Source organism: Parasutterella secunda (genome assembly GCF_016901835.1).
GTDB lineage: Bacteria > Pseudomonadota > Gammaproteobacteria > Burkholderiales > Burkholderiaceae_F > Aphodousia > Aphodousia faecavium.
Window position 1 is genome coordinate 1 of record NZ_JACJKX010000030.1, and the last position, 3,005, is coordinate 3,005.

Genomic DNA, 3,005 nt, shown 5'->3' on the forward strand with positions numbered 1-3,005 from the left:
TAGAAAGGTAAGTGCCGGCCATAGAGAATGCCTCTTTTCATTGGATATATAAAGTATATCCTACTTTGAGGCAAAAATCAAGGCATATCCATATGATTTTTAAGAAAAACTTCCTAAAAAATAGGATATGCCTTATGAAAATTTAGGTTGGATCCGTATTTCTGTACTTTGTTGGGTTGCACGGAGGAAGAAATTCGGCGTGATTTCGGTCTTTATCTGAAAAGAGCAACGACGGATTTAGAGCTCGATGAGGAGAGTATTTTGAGAGCTCTAAAGCAAAACTATGATGGTTTCTGTTTTGACGAAAAAGCGTTGTCTCACGTGTTTTGCCCTTGGTCAGTATTAAATTTCTTTTCCCGACCGGATCGTGGTTTGCAGAACTACTGGTACGCGAGTGGAGGACAAGCTTCTGTATTAAAGAAATATTTGGTCAATCATAAGCTCGAAGAACCGATCAGTTTTGATCAGGTCAAACAACTACGCTTGTCTGAGCTAAATGCTTCGCGGCAGTACGACGATGTCGGTATCGATGTACTTTTAACTCAGTCCGGGTATCTAACCATTCGTTCTGTTCGTCCGAACGGATATGCCATATTGGGATATCCTAACCGCGAAGTGGCTTTGTCCATGGCCCAACTCTATGCTGATGAGTTGTTGAGAGGCCTGCCTCTTGAACAGCCTCAAGATCCTATGATTTCGGACATTATGGCTCACGAAGATACTCGTACGGTTGTTGAGGCGTTTAACAAGGCAGTCAGTGCAATTGACTACCAACGTTATCCAATCGTTGATGAGGCAAGTTGTCGAGCCTATTTGCAAGTGCTGTTAATCGGTGCAGCGATGATACCGAGAGTGGAGGGGCATAACGCATTAGGACGTAGTGACATGGAGGTTGAAGTCGGCAATCGTTGTTGGCTCTTTGAATTTAAATTTGCTCAAAAATCCTCAGAAGTCGAGACACTTTTAAATAGGGCTCTTTCGCAGATTCAAGCGAGGCGCTATGGAGAAATCAGCGATGGCAAATAGCTGATCCGTGTTGCTTTGGTTTTTAATGCCGAGGAAAGACGCTTCTCTGCTTGGAAAGTTCTTAACGAAGCAACTTAACCACTCCGACGTTGTCGAAACAAAACAAAATGAGCTATTCGGTTGCAGCGGCTTTGTCTGTTGTTCAAAGTCGTTTTTCTGCCGTTCTGATATCCCTCAGGCGAAAATCTTAATTTCTTTTCCTCAACTGAAAGCAATTTTCTTTTAGAAAGTCACCAAGATTCATTTTTTTGTCATTAAAATCAGTGCTGTCTGAATTTAAGGAGCCCAAAATGGCTGCAATTGATAAAGTCTTGCAAATGATCCGAGACAATGACGTCAAATTCGTCGATCTTCGTTTTACCGATATCAAGGGAAAAGAGCAGCATGTGAGCATTCCCGCTCGTGCTGTGGATGAAGACTTCTTTGAAGAAGGTCAGCCTTTTGACGGCTCTTCAATGGGTGGCTGGAAGGGCATTGAAGCAAGCGACATGCTCCTCATTGCCGATCCCGACAGCGCCCGCTTGGATCCTTTCCGTGAAGAAAGCACTTTGATTTTAACGTGTGATGCAACCGATCCGGCTACGGGTAAGGGGTATAACCGCGATCCGCGCTCGATTGCCAAGCGTGCGGAAAGCTACCTTAAAACCACCGGTATTGGTGATACGGCCTTTTTTGGGCCGGAACCCGAATTTCATATTTTTGACTCCATCGTTTGGGGAACCGATCCTGAGCACTCTTTCTACAAAATCGGCAGTGATGAAGCCGGCTGGGCTTCAAAGATTGAATACGAACAAGGTAACCTTGGCCACCGCCCGGGTCATCAAGGCGGTTACTTCCCGGTGCCGCCCATTGATTCGTTCCAGGATATGCGCGCCGAAATGTGCCTTTTGATGGAACAGCAAGGCGTGCCCACTGAAGTGCAGCACCACGAAGTGGGAGCCGGACAGTGTGAAATCGGTACGCGCTTTAATACGCTTGTAAAGCGTGCCGACTGGACGCAGATTGTCAAATACACGATTTGGAATGTGGCTGCAGCCTACGGTAAGACCGCTACCTTTATGCCTAAGCCTGTGGTAGGCAGTGCCGGCAGCGGCATGCACGTTCACCAATCCATTTGGAAAGACGGCCAAAACCTCTTTGCCGGTAACGGTTATGCCGGTTTAAGCGATATGGCGCTCTACTACATCGGAGGCGTCATCAAGCACGCTAAGGCGTTAAATGCCATCACCAACCCGTCGACCAACTCCTATAAGCGCTTGGTTCCGGGTTTTGAAGCACCGGTGAAACTTGCCTATTCGGCTCGTAACCGCTCGGCCTCGATCCGTATTCCGCACACGTCAAGCGACAAGGCCCGTCGCATTGAAGTGCGTTTCCCCGATCCGATGGCCAATCCCTATCTTTGCTTCTCGGCATTACTCATGGCCGGTCTTGACGGCATTATGAATAAGATTCACCCGGGTGAAGCCGCTGACAAGAATCTGTATGACTTGCCGCCTGAAGAAAACGCAAAGATCCCGACGGTGTGTGCATCGCTTGAAGAAGCTTTAGAACATTTGGCAGCCGACCACGAATTCCTGACCCGAGGCGGCGTTTTCTCCGAAGACATGATCGAAGCCTATCTGCAAATGAAGGCTAAAGAAGTGGAACGCTTCCGCTTGGCTACGGCTCCGATTGAATTTGAGATGTACTATAAACTTTAATCGCTTTGTTTTTGCGCAGCCGCCGGCTCACTTTCGTCAACAGTCGGTTCGGTTGCGTAACTTCTGAAGTTCTATACAATGGGCGAAGAACTGTTCTTCGTCCGTTTTTCACAGAATAATCATGGAGGAAGCCCTCTGTTTTAACAGAGGGAGGAATCCGTGCAACGACTTGAGTCGTTGAAGTAAAATGAGCTTCCATGCCCGGTCCGACGTTTATTATTGAACTTCCTATTCGAGTCAGTGACTCTGAGTCTCAAACGATACTCAGAAAGCTTGAAT

At 47.0% G+C, this 3,005-nt stretch carries 2 protein-coding genes; both read left to right on the forward strand.

Annotated features, from left to right (window positions below; all coding sequences use genetic code 11):
* Positions 1–147 precede the first annotated feature (147 nt).
* Positions 148–1,026 carry a PD-(D/E)XK nuclease domain-containing protein gene (locus H5985_RS09165; RefSeq protein WP_205051008.1) on the forward strand — a complete coding sequence of 293 codons (879 nt, stop codon included), beginning with the start codon at positions 148–150 and terminating at the stop codon, positions 1,024–1,026.
* 290 nt (positions 1,027–1,316) lie between these two features.
* On the forward strand, positions 1,317–2,726 hold the full coding sequence (gene glnA / locus H5985_RS09170; protein ID WP_205051009.1) for a type I glutamate--ammonia ligase: 1,410 nt from the start codon (positions 1,317–1,319) through the stop codon (positions 2,724–2,726).
* Positions 2,727–3,005 lie beyond the last annotated feature (279 nt).